Source organism: Streptomyces sp. NPDC034043, from assembly GCF_055575675.1.
In genome coordinates this window covers 22,896-36,436 of the sequence record NZ_JBVISF010000010.1, presented here as the reverse complement: position 1 = coordinate 36,436, position 13,541 = coordinate 22,896, and the positions used below count along the sequence as shown (strand labels likewise).

The window sequence follows — 13,541 nt, the reverse complement described above, 5'->3', positions numbered from 1 at the left end:
GGTGAGGCTGCTGGGGGTGGTGGGGCTGCTGGGACCTGGGGGCCGGGGGTGTCAGAACTGGAGGGACTTGGTCTGGAGGTACTCCCCCAGGCCGTGCGCGCCCAGCTCGCGGCCGATGCCCGACTGCTTGTAGCCGCCGAAGGGCGCGAGCACGTTGAAGCGGCCGCCGTTGATGTCCACCTGGCCGGTGTCCATCCGGCGGGCGAACGCCACGGCCGTCTCCTCGTCCGCCGCCCACACCGCGCCGCCCAGGCCGTAGACCGTCCCGTTGGCGATGCGCAGGGCGTCGTCGTGGTCCTCGTAGGGGAGGATCGCCAGCACCGGGCCGAAGATCTCCTCCTGGGCGATGGCCATGTCGGGGGTGACGTCCGCGAAGACGGTCGGCGCGACGAAGTACCCGCGCCCGTGGGGCGCGTCGAGTCCGCCCGCGACGAGACGCGCGCCTTCCGCGACGCCCTTGGCGATGTAGGAGCGGACGCGGTCGCGCTGAGCGGCGTTGACGACCGGCCCGAGGCGGGTGCCCCGGTCGCGGGGGTCGCCCGGGGGGTAGGAGGCGACGGCGGCGGCCGCGAGGGCGACGGCCTCCTCGTACTGGTCCCGGTGGACGAGCATGCGGGTGAGGGCGTTGCAGCTCTGGCCGGAGTTGTTCATGACGTGCCCGACGCCGGCCTTGACCGCCTTGGCCAGATCGGCCCCGGGCAGGATGACGTTCGCCGACTTGCCGCCCAGCTCGAGGGCGACGCGCTTGACGGCCGCGCCGGCGATGGCGCCGATCTTCCTGCCGACGGCGGTCGAGCCGGTGAAGGAGACGAGGTCGACTCCGTCGTGCTCGGCCAGCGCCTGGCCGGCGACCGGGCCGGTGCCGGTGACCAGGTTGAAGACTCCGGCCGGGATGCCCGCCTCGTGCACGGCTTCGGCGAAGAGCTGTGCGGTCAGCGGGGTGTCCTCGGCCGGCTTGAGGACGATGGTGCAGCCGGCGGCGAGAGCGGGTGCCACCTTGGCAACGACCTGGTGCAGGGGATAGTTCCACGGCGTGATGGCCCCGACCACGCCGACCGGCTCGAGGAACACGGCGGAGTTCCCGACGCGCTCCTCGAAGTCGTGGGAGGCGGCCAGTTCGGCGTACGAGGAGGCCACCGCGATCGGCGCGCCGACGTGGACGGCCTCCGCGAAGCCGAGCGGGGAGCCGAGCTCGGCGGTGATGGTCTCGGCGAACTCGTCCTTGCGGGCGACCAGCACGTCGCGCAGGGCGCCTATCAGGGCGGCCCGCTCGGCCGGAGCCGTGGCCGCCCAGCCGGGGAACGCCGCGCGGGCCGCGCGTACGGCCGCGTCCACGTCCTCGGCGGTACCGGCCGGGACGGCGGCGATGACCTGCTCGTCGGCCGGGTTGACCACCTCGATCCGGCCGGCTCCGGCGGCGGGCCGCCATTCCCCGCCGATGTACATCCCGTCATGGGCCTTCATGGCATTCCTCCCGAGCACGTCCGAACGCATGGACCGACTTCGCCAGCCCACCCTACAAACTAGCGCCGGTAGTTTTCGGTCGGCCGGGGGCCCGGAGGTCAGATGATGCCGAAAAGCATCCCCGCGCCCAGGACCACGAGGGAGGTGAGGGCAGCCCATTTCACCGTGAACCGGGTGTGGTCGCCGAACTCGACCCTGGCCATGCCGACGAGGACGTAGACCGCCGGAACCAGCGGACTGGACATGTGCAGGGCCTGGCCGACCAGGGAGGCCCGGGCGATCTCGAGCGGGGAGACCCCGTGGGCGGCGCCCGCCTCGGCCAGCACCGGCAGGACGCCGAAGTAGAAGCCGTCGTTCGACATGAAGTAGGTGAGGGGCAGGCTCAGCAGACCGGTGACCAGGGCCATGTGCGGGCCCATGCCCTCGGGGATGGCGCCGACGAGCCAGTCGGCCATGTGCTTGACCATGCCGGTTCCGGTGAGGACGCCGGTGAAGACGGCGGCGGCGAAGACCATGCCGGCGACGTTGAGGACGTTGTCCGCGTGGGCGGCGATCCGGGCCTTCTGGTCCGGCATGTGGGGGAAGTTCACCGTGAGGGCGAGGGCCGCGCCGAGCAGGAAGAGGACCGGGATGGGCAGCAGCTCCATGATCATCGCGGTGAGCAGGGCGACGGTGAGGCCCGCGTTGAACCAGTAGAGGCGGGGGCGCAGGGTCGGGCGCTCGGGGTCCAGGCCCTGGAAGCCGTCGCCGTCGGGCAGGGCGGCGCCCGCTCCGGGGCCCGCGGCGGCGGCCACCGGACCGGACTCGGAGCCCGCAGCGCCGGAGGTACGGGGGCTCGCGGCGGAGGCCGGGGCGGAGCCGGCGGTACGGATGCCCGCGGCGGGCTCCCCGGCGCCGGGACCGGCCGTCACCAGGTCCTCCTCCACGGTCTCCGTGCCCGGCATCACCAGGGTGCCGATCCGGCGGCGCTCCCTGACGCCGAGGACGTAGGACAGGACGAAGACGAACAGCAGGCCGACGGCGAGCGCCGGGATCATCGGGACGAAGACGTCCGCCGCGTCGAGCTTGAGCGCGGTGGCCGCGCGGGCGGTGGGACCGCCCCAGGGCAGGGTGTTCATCACGCCGTTGGCGGTCGCGGCGACGCCGGTCATGACGACCAGGCTCAGGCCGAGCCGCTTGTAGAGCGGGTACATGGCCGAAACCGTGATCATGAAGGTGGTCGATCCGTCGCCGTCGAGGGAGACGATCGCGGCGAGTACGGCCGTACCGACCACCACCCGCACGGGGTCGGCCTTGCAGAAGCGCAGGATGCCCCGGACGATCGGGTCGAAGAGGCCGACGTCGATCATCACGCCGAAGTAGACGATGGCGAACATCAGCATGGCGGCGGTGGGGGCGAGCTTGCCGACGCCGTCGATGACGTAGTCCCCCAGGTGCGCGCCCTTTCCGGCGAACACGCAGAAGAGCGCGGGGATGAGGACGAGCGCCGCGATGGGCGACATTTTCTTCAGCATGATCAGGACCAGGAAGGTCGCGATCATGGCGAAGCCGAGGAAGGTCAGCATGCAGGGAAGGTAGGTGCCGCCTCCTTGCGCCAACAAGACGTCCGCGCGTGAGCAATACGAGCAAAACCCCAGCTCAGGGCAGGGGTGCCAGGGTGACCGGGAAGCCGTTGAGCACCGCGGTGCCCGACAGCGGGTCGAGGCGGGTGCCGTCGAGCAGCTGGTTCACGTTGACCCCCGGGTCGGCCCCGGCCACCGTGAGCCGGGTGCCCGGCCGGTCGTGGCCCCAGCCGTGCGGGAGGCTGACCACACCCGGGCGGACTGCGTCGGTGACCTCCACCGGCACCTCCAGGCCGCCTCCGTCCGCGGTGATCCGGGCCCGGCCGCCGTCGGACAGGCCGAGCCGGTCCGCGTCCAGCGGATGGACGTGGAGGGTGCAGCGGTTGGAACCTCCGACCAGGGCCGGGACGTTGTGCAGCCAGCTGTTGTTGGACCGCAGGTGGCGGCGGCCCACGAGCACCAGGGCGGCGGGGCGGGCGGCGAGCGCCCCGCGCAGCCTGGGGAGCTCGGCCGCGATCGGCTCCGGGAGCAGCTCGATCCTGCCGCTGCGGGTCCGGAGCAGGCCCGGGAGCCGGGGGCGCAGCGGGCCCAGGTCGATGCCGTGCGGGTGGGCCAGGAGCCGCTCCAGGGTGAGCCCGGCCGTCTCCTCGGGCGTGCCCGCGCGGGGCCGCGCACCGTCGTCGGCGCCGCTGCCACCGGGGCGGACGGCGGCGCCGAACAGGTCTCCGTACGGGCCCAGCCGGAGCATCAGGTCGAGTCGGCGCTCCGGGCCGGTTTCGCCGGTGAGGAGAACGGCCAGGCGCTGCGGGTCCTCGCCGTACAGGGGGGAGCGTCGGTCGGCGGTCTCCTTGGCGAGGGCGCCCTGGATCGCCATGTCGTCGACGGCGGACGGCTGGGCGGAGCCGTGCATGCCCGAGACGGCCAGGACGAGGCGGGCGTGGATCTCGCACTCGTCGAGCCGGTCCGCTTCGAGGGGGACGGCGGGCCGGGTGTAGCGGACCTGGTTGCGGACGGCGAACCCGTTGAAGGCGAAGTCGTGGTGCGCGCTCTGCGAGGGCGGCGGCGGGGGCAGGACGACGTCGGCGTGGCGCGAGGTCTCGTTGAGGTACGGGTCGACGCTGACCATGAAGTCGAGCCCCGCGAGGGCGGCGTCGAGCCGCCGGCCGTCGGGGGCGGACAGCACCGGATTGGCCGCGATGGCGATCAGGGCGCGGATGCGCCCCTCCCCCGGGGTGTCGATCTCCTCGGCCAGGGCGGCGGTGGGCAGTTCGCTCTTGGCCTCGGGGTGCCCGCTGACCCGGCTGCGCCAGCGGCCGAGGGCGAACCCCCTGCCGGGCCCGGCGGGACGGGGCCGGGGACCGGCCGCAGGGAGGGGGAAGAGGGCTCCGCCCGGGCGGTCGAGGTTGCCGGTGAGGATGTTCAGTACGTCCACCAGCCAGCTGGCGAGCGTCCCGTACTCGACGGTGCAGCTGCCGATCCGCCCGTAGACGGCGGCGGTCGGCGCGGCCGCCAGATCCCGGGCGAGGGCGCGGATCGTGTCGGCCGGCAGGTCGCAGGCGGGGGCGACCGCCTCAGGAGTGAAACTCCCGAGGGCGTCGGTGAGTTCCCGTAGCCCTTCGATGTGTTCCGTCAGCGCTCCGGGATTGGTGAGCTTCTCGGTGAGCAGGGTGTGGGCGAGCGCGGCGAGGAGCAGCGCGTCGCTGCCCGGGCGGGGTGCGAGGTGGCGGTCGGCGAGCCGGGCGGTGCGGGTCCGGCGCGGGTCGACGACGACGAGCGTGCCGCCGCGGGCCCGCAGTGCCTTGAGCCTGCCGGGGAAGTCGGGGGCGGTGCACAGGGAGCCGTTGGACTCGACCGGGTTGGCGCCGATCAGCAGGAGGAAGTCGGTGCGGTCGAGGTCGGGCACGGGGATGGCGAAGGGGTCGCCGAACAGCAGCCCGCTGGAGACGTGCTTGGGCATCTGGTCGAGGGTGCTGGCGGTGAAGAGGTTGCGGGTGCCGACGGCGTTGACGAGGAGCGGCGGGTAGAGGGCGCCGGCCATGGTGTGGACGTTGGGGTTGCCGAGCACGATGCCGACGGCCTGGGCGCCGTGCTCGCGGACGAGGGCGGGGACGGCGGCGGCGATGGTCTCGTAGGCCTCTTCCCAGGTGGCCTCCCGCAGCTGCCCGTCGCGGCGGACGAGGGGGGTGCGCAGCCGGTCGGGGTCGGCGTCGAGGGCTCCGAAGGCGGCGCCCTTGGGGCAGACGAAGCCGCGGCTGAAGACGTCGTCGCGGTCGCCGCGGGCTCCGGTGACGGTGGTGCCCTCGATGGTGAGGGTGAGGCCGCAGGTGGCTTCGCAGAGGGGGCAGATGCGCGGGGCGGTGCGGGGCATGGGCCCTCCTCGGGGCGGCAGGCTGCGGCGCGGGCGCGGACCGGTGGCCCGCCGTGCGCCACGGACGCGGCAGGCGTGGAGCGGCGGTACGCGCGTCGGACGGGGGTGGGGCGGGCGGCGCACCGAGCATACCGACCGGTAGGCACGCTGGGGAGGGGGTCGGGGCCGCGCGTTCACGCCCGCCGCCGCCGGCCCTGCGCCTCGGGGAGCTCGTACGCGGGGGGTCAGTCCAGGACCCGGGCCAGGTAGGCGTGCATCATGGCGCGGGTCTCGGCGACGATGCCGGCGTCCCCGGCCGGATCGGCCCGGAAGGCCAGCTGGACCAGTGCGTCCGTCGCCTCGACGGCCACCAGGACCGCCCGGGACAGTTCCGGGCCGGGGGCGAGCCCGAGGTGGGCGCACAGGAGCCCGGTCAGACGGGCGGCGACCAGGTCGTTGGGGTCGGAGGCGGGGCCTTCGGCGGGCGGGGCGGGCACCCCGAAGTCGACGAGGGCGAAGCCGGGGACGCTCCGCTTCATGGCGAGGTACTCGTCCAGCACGGCGTCGACGACGGGCCGCCAATGAGTGGCCGGGAGCAGGGCGAGCCGCCGCTCGATGCCCTCGGCGTACTGCTCGAGGTTGCGCTGGGCGAGGGCGACGGCCATGGCCCTCTTGTTCCCGAAGAAGCGGTAGACCGAGCCGATGGGCACGCCGGCGCGCAGGGCGACGGCGCGGGTGCTGAGGTTCTCGTAGCCGGTCTCGTCGAGGAGTTCCGCGCAGGCGTCGAGGATCCGGGCGAGGCGGTCGGCGCTGCGCTGCTGGACCGGGGTCCTGCGCAGGGGGTGGGCGGGAGGCACGGGGTCCATCATGCCGCTCCTGGCTCGTGGGTCCAGCGGTGCGGGCGCGGTCCTCAGTTCAGCAGGAGGGTCAGCCCGCCGATCGTGTACGTGATCATCAGCGCCAGCAGCGGCAGTTGTCCCGCCACCGCCCTGTCCGGCGGGAAGAGGCGTACGGACCGGTCGTGGGCGGCGATCACACCGAGTACGTGGCCAACGACGACGGCGATCACCTGGAGGGCGGCGAGGCCGCCCGGACCCAAGGGGGGACTGGGATCGGGGGCGTTGTCAGTGCCGAGTGCCATGCTTACCGTGCGTGGTCCTTCGGTGACGAGGAGGGAGAAGTAATGGGCGGTGAGATAGCCGAGGGCGATCGGCACGAGTGAGTGCGCGAAGGCGGTCAGCGGTCGCGGGTGAGGACCGCTGACGAGGCGGGTGGCCGCGGCGCACAGGCAGTACAGGGTGGCGACGAGGGCGATGGAGGCGAGCAGCCCGAGCGTGGCCGTGGGGGTGCGGCCGAGAGGGGAGGTCTGAAGGGTGTCGATCCAGGAGGGGTTGTCGGAGTAGCCGTCGTAGGCGGTGGAGCCGAGCAGGACGCAGACGGTGGCGACGAGTCCGGGCCGCTCGGGTGTCGCGTCGAGTCCGTGGAAGGGGTTGCGCAGGACCAGGCGGCCGTCGTTGCGTCGGCCGAGGGGTGAGAGCCGGGCCAGGAGGCCGGAGTAGACCTCGAAGGCGTCGGCCTCGGCGAACCAGCTCTCGCCGAAGCGGGCGGCGAGCAGCAGGTGGGTGGCGGTGTAGGCGGTGAGGGCGCACAGGAGGGTGGTGGTGGACGCGGGATCGGGAGCGACGAGTTCGAGCCAGGTGAAGCCGAACAGTCCGGCGGCGGCCGGCCATTGGCCGACCCGGGGCGGCAGGGGACGGCCGGCCCCGGGCGGCCGGCGCCGGGCCCGGGAGAGCAGGAGGTGCAGGGTGCGCAGCGGGTTGAGGAGGCGCCAGACGGGGCCGAGGAGAAGGGAGGCGGGCACGATCCCGACCCACAGCAGGACGTAGACGGCGCCGGGAGCGGGGTTGCGGCCGGGGTCGTCGGGACCGAGGAGGAGGTGGAGGAGCACGGCGAGGGCCGCGGCGAGACCGAGCCCGCGCAGGGCGGTGCGGGTGACCGGCGCGTCGGCCACCCGCTGGAGCCCGGCGGGCAGGGCGAGGCCGGAGCGGTCGCCGCGGAAGCGGGAGGCGGACCACAGGAGGCCGAGTGCGAGGAAGGAGACGAAGAGCGCCGCGAAGGCTCCGGCGAAGGCGTAGAAGGGGGAGATCGGCAGATCGTGCTGGGATCCGATCCCGTGCGCGAGCAGGGTCGACGGGTCGGCCGGGTGAAGGACCACGCCCTGGGCCGGCCCGGGGCCCGGCTGCGCGGCGGGCCATCCGGGGGGCGCGGCGGGCCATACCGGCTGCACGGCGGGCCATCCGGGGGCTGCCGCGGCGCGGGCCGGGAGGGCGGCGGCGGTGAGTGCCGGTCCGGCTCCGGCGGTGGCCGCGCCGAGCGGGACCAGGGCGGCCAGGGGACTCATCGGACGAGGAGCTGGGTCAGGACGAGCCGGGACTCGTGGGTCTCGACCTCGAAGAGGCCCGTGCGGTCGGCCGTCAGGACCAGGGTGGCCTCCTGGCCGGCGGGCAGGGCGAGTTCCTCGTCGTAGCCGTGGACGTGCAGGGTGTCGGCGCGGTCGCTGGTGACGCGCAGGGCGAGGCGCTCGCCTCGTTTCAGCTCGGTGCGGCCGGTGGCGGGTACCACCTTCCCGTCCCGGACGGCGAGGGTGACGGTCCGGTCGGCCGCCGGGGCCGGCCGGGTCGCCGGTGCGCCGGCCGGCGGGGATGCGGGGTGGCTGTGGGTTCCCCCGCCCGGGGGGCCCGCGGTCAGCGTCACCGCCGCCTCGACCGGCTTGCCGGCCACGGCCCAGACGGTGTGGTCGTCGGCGTACAGGCGGACGGTCAGGGTGTGCGCGCCCTCGGGCACCTGGGCCGCGGGCAGGTGGAACCAGGGGCCGTACACCCGGGCCAGCTTGCGGCCGTCGAGCTCCAGGTGGGCGTGGCCGGCGCCGGTGAGCGCGGCGCCGCCGACGCTGTCGGGGGTGAAGCGGAAGCGGGCGACGGCCAGTTGGAGGTTCCAGCCGTCCTCCGGGTCGGGGCGGGCCGTGAGCTTGACCTCGGGTGCGCCCTGGGCCGGGACCTCGCGCAGGCGGTGGCCGCCGCCGTCCTGGGTGTCGAGCAGGGTGCCGGCGCTGCCGGAGGCCTGTTCGTGGGTGGTGCCGGGTTTGTGGTGGGTGGTGGCCCGGCCTCCGCAGCCCGTCGCCGCACCGCCCGCGACCAGCAGGAGCAGGGCCGCCAGCGCCGCCGTGCGGGCGGAGCGCCGCTGCGGGGGGGTGCGGGGGGCGGGCGTCGGGCACGCGTCGCACCGGATGCGGGTCTGTGCGGGGACGGTCACTGCGGCACTCCGGTCATGGGGCGGGCCGGCCTGGGCGGGAGCGGGGTGGTCATGCGGTGCTGCCGTCGGGGCGGGGGGCGGGGGCGGGGAGGTCGGCGGTGGTGCTCAGTGCCGGTGCGGGGCCCGCCGGGACCGGGGCACGGTCGCCTGCCGGGCCGTCACCGGGGCCGGCGGGACGGGCCGGTGCGCTCGGGCCCGGGCGGGCCGACGCGACGACCGCCCACAGCACCCACACCACCGCGACCAGGGCCCGTACCCAGGCGGGGCTCAGCGGGATCCACGGGATCATCAGCACGGCCTTGTCGAAGGCGTCCAGCAGGGTCAGGGCGCCCAGGAGCAGGGTGAGGCGCGCCAGCCAGGGGCGTTCGGGGCGCAGCGCCAGGCCGGCACCGGTCCACCACAGGCCGAGCAGGAGCAGGGCCAGCGCCGGGACGGGGGTGTCCACCAGGGGCATCGTGGAGCCGGCCACGTCCAGGGCCAGGCCGGCCAGCCCCAGCAGCGAGGCCACCGTGCCCGTCCGGGAGCCGCGCAGCCTGCGCCACCACAGGGTGCCGCCGACCAGCAGCAGCACCGCCGCCACCGCCACGGCGATCTGGGTCTCGACCCGTTCCAGGCCCCGGGCGCCGTACCAGTCGCAGCCCGCCGGGAGCTTGCGGGCCTGGACGTTGTAGTCGGCGCAGACCATCAGCTGGGTGAGCTTCACCGGTTCGCCCACCAGCCGGGCCGCGGATCCGCTGACCTGTCCGCGCTCCTTGCCGCACTGCGGGAGCGTGCCGGGCGTGGAGCCGTCCGGGCCGTCCTGCCAGCAGTTCCCCCGGCCCTGGCCGTCCCACCACACGTCGGTGCCGTTGGGACGGGATGCCCCGGACCTGTCCTTGCCGAGGACGTTGCCCGCGTACCGGTTGTGGTGGGAGGTGTCGGTCTGCTTGGACCACCGCTCCTCGCCGCGGATGAAGGCCGGTACGGCGCTGAGGAAGAAGCCCGCGCGCCGGTGCCCGTACACCCAGTTGCCCTCGTAGAGGTTCCAGTTGCCCCCGGCGGTGATGATGCCGGTGCCGGGCGGCATGGAGATCTGCGGGCAGACCACGCCCTGCTCGTAGCCGCGTTCGGCGGGCGGTTTGGCGCAGGTGCCGTCGGCGACGTAGTGGTAGTAGTCGGCGTTGTTGTCGTGGATCAGGTTGCGTTCGAAGCGGGCGTGGTTCTGGGGGAGCCCGGGGTGTCCGGGGAAGGCGCTGTCCATCGATGCGCCGCCCATGTTCTGGTCGAACTCGTTGTCGTGGACCCACACCGAGTCCCCGGCGGTGCCGGAGTAGCCGACCATGTTGTGGTGGCTGCGGCAGCCGGTGATCTCGATGGAGTAGCGGGGCACGTCGTAGCCGCGGCCCTCGTTGATGTCGGAGGCGCTGCCGGGGTAGATGCCCGAGTCCCCGTTGCCGTAGGACTCGCAGTTCTTGTAGAGGCCGTGGTCGCTGGCGAAGGTCAGGAAGCCGTACTCGTCGTTCCAGCGGGTCAGGACGTCGTCGATGACGAAGCCGTCGCCGGCGAGTACGTACAGGGCGTTGAAGGTGGTGCGCTGTGCGGTGAAGTTGCGGAAGTAGATCCCGTTGGACCGGTCGGCGCGGATGGCGTTCAGCTTCTGATACTTGGCGTCGATGACGACGTCCGTGCGGGTGGCGCCCGTGCCCTCGATCTGGAGGTTCGTCTTGCCGAGGATGGCGACGAGGTTCTGGTTGTGCCGGCACTTCTCCTGCTGCTCGTACGACAGGATCTGGTAGCCGAGGGCGGAGTTGGGGGCCTTGAGCCGCGCGCACTCCCCCGTCGGCCCGGGCAGTGAGGGCTCCTCCTCGTAGAGGCCGGGCAGGACCGCGATGTTCATGCCCGGCCGGTCGACGGCGTCGACGGCCTCCTGGAGGTGGCGGTAGCCGCTCTTCTCGCAGCGTTCGTAGAGGTCGAGGTTGCGCTGCCGGAGTTCCTGCGGGAAGCCGGCCACGCGGCGTTCGAAGTCGGGCCGGCCGGTCTTGCAGACCAGCAGGTCGGGCTCGGCGGCACGGTACGCGGGGACGGATCCGGTGCCGTCGGGGAAGGCGACGGGGCGCTCCTCGTGCGCGCGGGCGGCGGGCGCGGCGGCGAGGAGTGACAGGAGGGCGAGGAGGGCGGCGAGGAGCGCCGCCGGCACGGCAGGGAACCTGCGGGTCCACGACATGCGCGAGAGAGTAGAGCAATGTTCATCTTTTGGGATCCCCCCGCGCACGATCCCGTGGCGCCGGTCCCGCGCGCCCCGGCCCGGAGGGGATTCCGGCCGGTGGCGGCAACACGGCGTTGACGTGGGGCGCCGCGAATCCTACTGTCAGCCATAGGATTCCTTCGACGGAGCGGGAGCAGCCCATGAGTGAGCAGGCCAGGAAGACGGCGGAGGCGCTGGAGTACCTCACCGGCTTCGGCAACGAGCACAGCTCGGAGGCCGTCCCCGGCGCACTCCCGCTCGGCCGGAACTCCCCCCAGCGCGCGGCCCTCGGCCTCTACGCCGAGCAGCTGAGCGGCAGCGCCTTCACCGAGCCGCGCCGCCGCAACCGCCGTTCGTGGCTCTACCGGATCCGCCCCTCCGCCGCGCACCCGGCGTTCACCCGCGTGGACAACGGCGCCGTGCGCACCGCGCCCTTCACCGACGCCGTCCCGGACCCCAACCGGCTGCGCTGGAACCCGCTGCCCGACCCGGCCCCCGGCACCGACTTCGTGGCCGGCCTGTGGACCCTGGGCGGCAACGGCGACGCCACCCAGCGCACCGGCATGGCCGTGCACCTGTACTCCGCCAACGCCTCCATGACCGACCGGGTCTTCAGCGACTCGGACGGCGAGCTGCTGATCGTCCCCGAGCGCGGCGGCCTGCTGCTGTGGACCGAGTTCGGCCTGCTGAGCGCCGGTCCCGGCGAGGTGGCACTGATCCCGCGCGGCGTCCGCTTCCGCGTCGAGCTGCTGGACGGCGACGCCCGCGGCTACGTGTGCGAGAACTACGGGCAGCCCTTCGAGCTCCCGGACCTGGGGCCGATCGGCGCCAACGGCCTGGCCGCCGCCCGGGACTTCCGGGCCCCGGTCGCCGCGTACGAGGACAGCGAGCGCCCGACCGAGGTCGTCAACAAGTTCTGCGGCAACCTCTGGGCCGCGACGTACGACCACTCCCCGCTCGACGTGGTGGCCTGGCACGGCACGCACGTCCCGTACGTCTACGACCTGCGCCGCTTCAACGTGATCGGGTCCATCAGCTACGACCACCCCGACCCGTCGATCTTCACCGTGCTGACCTCGCCCTCCGACACGCCGGGCCTGGCGGGCGTGGACTTCGTGGTGTTCGCCCCGCGCTGGCTGGTCGGCGAGGACACCTTCCGCCCGCCGTACTTCCACCGCAACGTGATGAGCGAGTACATGGGCCTGATCGAGGGCGCCTACGACGCCAAGGCCGAAGGGTTCGTGCCGGGCGGCGGCTCGCTGCACAACATGATGTCCGCGCACGGCCCGGACCGGGAGACGTTCGACAAGGCCAGCGCCGCCGAGCTGAAGCCGCAGAAGATCGACGACGGCCTGGCCTTCATGTTCGAGACCCGCTGGCCGATCACCGCCACCCCGCAGGCCGCGGGGGCGGAGCACCTCCAGCGCGGATACGACGGCGTATGGGAGGGTCTCCAGCGGCACTTCCGTGCCTAACATGCACCTGCCCCGCCCTCCGCACCGCCCCGGCGGCCGAGGACAGCCAGCCCCTACGGAGAACCACCCGTGACCGCCTTCGCCCCCGACTCCCTGGTGCTGAACCGGAAGCTGCCGCTCTGGTACCAGGTGTCCCAGTCCCTGCGCGCGTCGATACTGGGGCGCACGCCGGACGCCTCGCTGCGGCTGCCGACCGAGGAGCGGCTCGCCGAGCACTACGGGGTGAGCGTGCTGACCATGCGCCAGGCGCTCAAGGAGCTGGAGGGCGAGGGCCTCATCAGCCGGCACCGGCGGCGCGGCACCTTCATCGAGCCGGGTGCGACGCGCGGCGCCCCGGTGCGGCTGCTCGGCTCGGTGGACGCGATCGTGGCCCAGCAGTCGGGGGGCCGGACGACGGTGCTCGGCCACGAGCGCACGCCGGTGTCCGGGGAGCTGCTGGAGCACTTCCCGGACACGCCGGAGGTGGTCACGTACCGCAGGCTCCGGCGTGACGGCGAGAGCGGGGAGCCCACGAACTGGGTGGAGAACGCGGTGCGCCCCGAGCTGGCCGGGGCCGTGGACCTGGCGGACCTGGAGCGCTGGCCGATGACCAAGGTGCTGCGCGACGTGGTCGGCGTACGCATCAGCCGGATCACGGACACCGTCGAGGCGCGGCTCGCCGACCCGGTGACGGCCGAGCTGCTGGAGGTCCCGCTGCTGAGCCCGATCCTGCACTGCACGGGCGTGAGCTACGACGAGGACGGGCGGGTCGTCGACGTGGCCCGGATCCGGTACCGGGGCGACCGGTTCTCCTTCACGGTGACGGTCGAGGCGCCCTGACGGACGGCGTGCCGGCGCCGCCGGCCCCGGGATTCCGGGCCCGGCGCCCCCGGAGCCGGCGGCGCGGCACGGCCGTCACTTCTCGTCCTGCTCGTCCGCGGTGCGCTCGCCCTCCGCCTGGGAGGGCGTGGTGCGCGTCGTCTGCGGGTGCCGCTGGGTCTTCTCCCGCTCGTCCATGTCCTCGTCGAGCCGCTCGCCCTCGGCCTGCGAGGGCGTCGAGTACTCGTCGTACATGCTCATGGCCGACTCCTCCGTGCCGCCGCGCCCACGGCCCGTGCCGTGCCCGGGCCGCCAGGTGCGAGCCGCATATCACATACGTGGGCGGATGCGTACACAAG

Annotated in this window: 10 protein-coding genes; 2 read left to right on the top strand and 8 right to left on the bottom strand. The window is 73.8% G+C overall.

The window, feature by feature from the left end; genetic code table 11:
• Positions 1 to 51: 51 nt before the first annotated feature.
• From ACZ51S_RS23315 to ACZ51S_RS23285, 7 genes are all read right to left on the bottom strand, one after another.
• On the bottom strand, positions 52 to 1,464 hold the full coding sequence (locus ACZ51S_RS23315; protein ID WP_468961884.1) for an aldehyde dehydrogenase family protein: 1,413 nt from the start codon (positions 1,462 to 1,464) through the stop codon (positions 52 to 54).
• Between the two features lie 98 nt (positions 1,465 to 1,562).
• Entirely contained in the window at positions 1,563 to 3,029 is a 1,467-nt protein-coding gene (locus ACZ51S_RS23310; RefSeq protein WP_468476453.1) for a CitMHS family transporter, read from the bottom strand.
• 73 nt (positions 3,030 to 3,102) lie between these two features.
• The gene (locus ACZ51S_RS23305; RefSeq protein WP_468961882.1) at positions 3,103 to 5,394 is read right to left on the bottom strand and encodes a molybdopterin oxidoreductase family protein; all 2,292 of its coding nucleotides are present in this window, start codon (positions 5,392 to 5,394) and stop codon (positions 3,103 to 3,105) included.
• A 224-nt stretch (positions 5,395 to 5,618) separates the two neighbouring features.
• Positions 5,619 to 6,239: a TetR/AcrR family transcriptional regulator gene (locus ACZ51S_RS23300; protein WP_468476455.1), complete on the bottom strand. Its 621-nt coding sequence runs from the start codon at positions 6,237 to 6,239 to the stop codon at positions 5,619 to 5,621.
• A 44-nt stretch (positions 6,240 to 6,283) separates the two neighbouring features.
• Positions 6,284 to 7,588, bottom strand: coding sequence for a hypothetical protein (locus tag ACZ51S_RS23295; protein WP_468803122.1), 1,305 nt, complete (start codon positions 7,586 to 7,588; stop codon positions 6,284 to 6,286).
• Positions 7,589 to 7,770: 182 nt separating this feature from the next.
• On the bottom strand, positions 7,771 to 8,589 hold the full coding sequence (locus ACZ51S_RS23290) for a cupredoxin domain-containing protein (protein ID WP_468803124.1): 819 nt from the start codon (positions 8,587 to 8,589) through the stop codon (positions 7,771 to 7,773).
• A 145-nt stretch (positions 8,590 to 8,734) separates the two neighbouring features.
• The gene (locus ACZ51S_RS23285; RefSeq protein WP_468961880.1) at positions 8,735 to 10,888 is read right to left on the bottom strand and encodes a right-handed parallel beta-helix repeat-containing protein; all 2,154 of its coding nucleotides are present in this window, start codon (positions 10,886 to 10,888) and stop codon (positions 8,735 to 8,737) included.
• A 182-nt stretch (positions 10,889 to 11,070) separates the two neighbouring features.
• Between ACZ51S_RS23285 and hmgA the strand changes: the two genes are divergently transcribed.
• Positions 11,071 to 12,384, top strand: coding sequence for a homogentisate 1,2-dioxygenase (hmgA, locus tag ACZ51S_RS23280; RefSeq protein ID WP_468961878.1), 1,314 nt, complete (start codon positions 11,071 to 11,073; stop codon positions 12,382 to 12,384).
• Positions 12,385 to 12,453: 69 nt separating this feature from the next.
• Positions 12,454 to 13,203: a GntR family transcriptional regulator gene (locus tag ACZ51S_RS23275; protein WP_468173225.1), complete on the top strand. Its 750-nt coding sequence runs from the start codon at positions 12,454 to 12,456 to the stop codon at positions 13,201 to 13,203.
• A 75-nt stretch (positions 13,204 to 13,278) separates the two neighbouring features.
• Here the strand turns inward: ACZ51S_RS23275 and ACZ51S_RS23270 are convergent, their stop codons facing one another.
• Complete coding sequence (locus ACZ51S_RS23270) at positions 13,279 to 13,443, bottom strand: hypothetical protein (RefSeq protein ID WP_468476459.1); 165 nt, start codon at positions 13,441 to 13,443, stop codon at positions 13,279 to 13,281.
• Positions 13,444 to 13,541: the final 98 nt, after the last annotated feature.

Coding starts and splice junctions, on each gene's coding strand:
- ACZ51S_RS23315 (WP_468961884.1), bottom strand. CDS start 1,464: ATGAAGGCCCATGACGGGATGTACATCGGCGGGGAATGGCGGCCCGCC.
- ACZ51S_RS23310 (WP_468476453.1), bottom strand. CDS start 3,029: ATGCTGACCTTCCTCGGCTTCGCCATGATCGCGACCTTCCTGGTCCTG.
- ACZ51S_RS23305 (WP_468961882.1), bottom strand. CDS start 5,394: ATGCCCCGCACCGCCCCGCGCATCTGCCCCCTCTGCGAAGCCACCTGC.
- ACZ51S_RS23300 (WP_468476455.1), bottom strand. CDS start 6,239: ATGGACCCCGTGCCTCCCGCCCACCCCCTGCGCAGGACCCCGGTCCAG.
- ACZ51S_RS23285 (WP_468961880.1), bottom strand. CDS start 10,888: ATGTCGTGGACCCGCAGGTTCCCTGCCGTGCCGGCGGCGCTCCTCGCC.
- hmgA (WP_468961878.1), top strand. CDS start 11,071: ATGAGTGAGCAGGCCAGGAAGACGGCGGAGGCGCTGGAGTACCTCACC.
- ACZ51S_RS23270 (WP_468476459.1), bottom strand. CDS start 13,443: ATGAGCATGTACGACGAGTACTCGACGCCCTCGCAGGCCGAGGGCGAG.